The sequence below is a fragment of the Mesorhizobium sp. M0633 genome (assembly GCF_040320645.1).
Lineage (GTDB): Bacteria > Pseudomonadota > Alphaproteobacteria > Rhizobiales > Rhizobiaceae > Mesorhizobium.
The window spans coordinates 1-1,270 of sequence record NZ_JAMYQC010000109.1 but is presented as its reverse complement, the minus strand read 5'-3'; the positions used below and the strand labels follow the sequence as shown (position 1 = coordinate 1,270).

Below are 1,270 nucleotides of genomic sequence, written 5' to 3'. Positions count from 1 at the left end.
CAGATGCGCCGAGCGCCTTGCCGCAGGTGTGGAGCGCGACGATGTTGTCGCGGCCCTCGAAAGCGGCGGCCAGCCCCCGGCCGTCCGGTCCCCAGACGCCGGTCGCGTGCGCCTCGTCAATGACGATGAATGCGTTGTGCCGATCGGCAAGCGCGGCCAGGCTCTCCAAAGGCGCGCAGTCGCCATCCATGCTGTATAGGCTTTCCACCGCAATCCAGACGCATCCCATGCCGCCTTCGGCGCGCCAACGCGTGATCGCGTCCTCGACAGCGGTGGCGTCGTTGTGCGCGGCCAGCTTGAACTCGGCACGTCCGGCCTGTGCCCCCTCATGCATGCTGGCATGGGCGAGCTCATCGAGGACCAAAAGGTCGCCCTTCTGCGGCAGCGCCGTCAGCAGAGCGAAGTTGGCGATGTAGCCGCTGCCGAAGAACAGCGCGCGGTCGGCTCCAAAGAATGCCGCCGCGTCTGCCTCGAGCTGCTCGTGTTCCGGTGCATTGCCGCGCAACAGCCGCGACCCGGTGGCGCCAACCGACGTGCCCCGCGCAATCGCCGCCGCAACCGCTTCGCCAAGTCTTTTGGAGGCGGCAAGCCCGAGATAGTCGTTCGACGAGAAGTCGCGCCCGGCGCGCGGCTCCAGCGTCCGCAGCCGGTCCTTGCGCGCCAGTCCCTGCAAGGTCGCCTCATAGCGGGCAAGCGGTGCCCCGTTCATTGCGCCTCGAGTTCCATCGGCTCGATGCCAAGGCGCCGGAACAGCAGGGTATCCTTGTCCTCACCGGGATTGTCCGCCGTCAGCAGCGTGTCGCCGACGAAGATCGAGTTGGCGCCGGCAAAAAAGCACAGCGCCTGCATCTCGTCGGTCATGGCCGTACGGCCGGCGGAAAGACGGACATGCGATTTCGGCATCATGATGCGCGCCAGCGCGATCACGCGCACGAATTCGATCGGCTCAATGGGCTTGGCGTCTGCAAGCGGCGTACCGGCGATCGGGATCAGCATGTTGATCGGAACGCTTTGCGGATGTTCCGGCAGATTGGCCAGCGTCACCAGCATGTCGATCCGGTCCACCGGCTCCTCGCCCATGCCGACAATGCCTCCACAGCAGACCTTGATGCCGGATTTGCGAACGTGCTCGAGCGTCTCGAGCCGCTCGGCAAAGCTCCGCGTACCGATGATCTCGCTATAGTAGCGTTCCGACGTATCGATGTTGTGGTTGTAAAAGTCGAGACCAGCCTGCTTCAGTCGAGCGGCTTGCTCAAGATCGAGCATGCCG

Annotated in this window: 2 protein-coding genes; both read right to left on the bottom strand. The window is 65.0% G+C overall.

The window, feature by feature from the left end:
• Positions 1–709 (bottom strand): aminotransferase class I/II-fold pyridoxal phosphate-dependent enzyme (locus tag NKI47_RS34865; protein ID WP_352596361.1); only part of this gene is annotated, 709 nt, incomplete at its 3' end.
• On the bottom strand, positions 706–1,270 hold a 565-nt coding region (gene bioB / locus NKI47_RS34860), incomplete at its 5' end, for a biotin synthase BioB (protein WP_352596359.1). The genes bioB and NKI47_RS34865, both read right to left, overlap by 4 nt.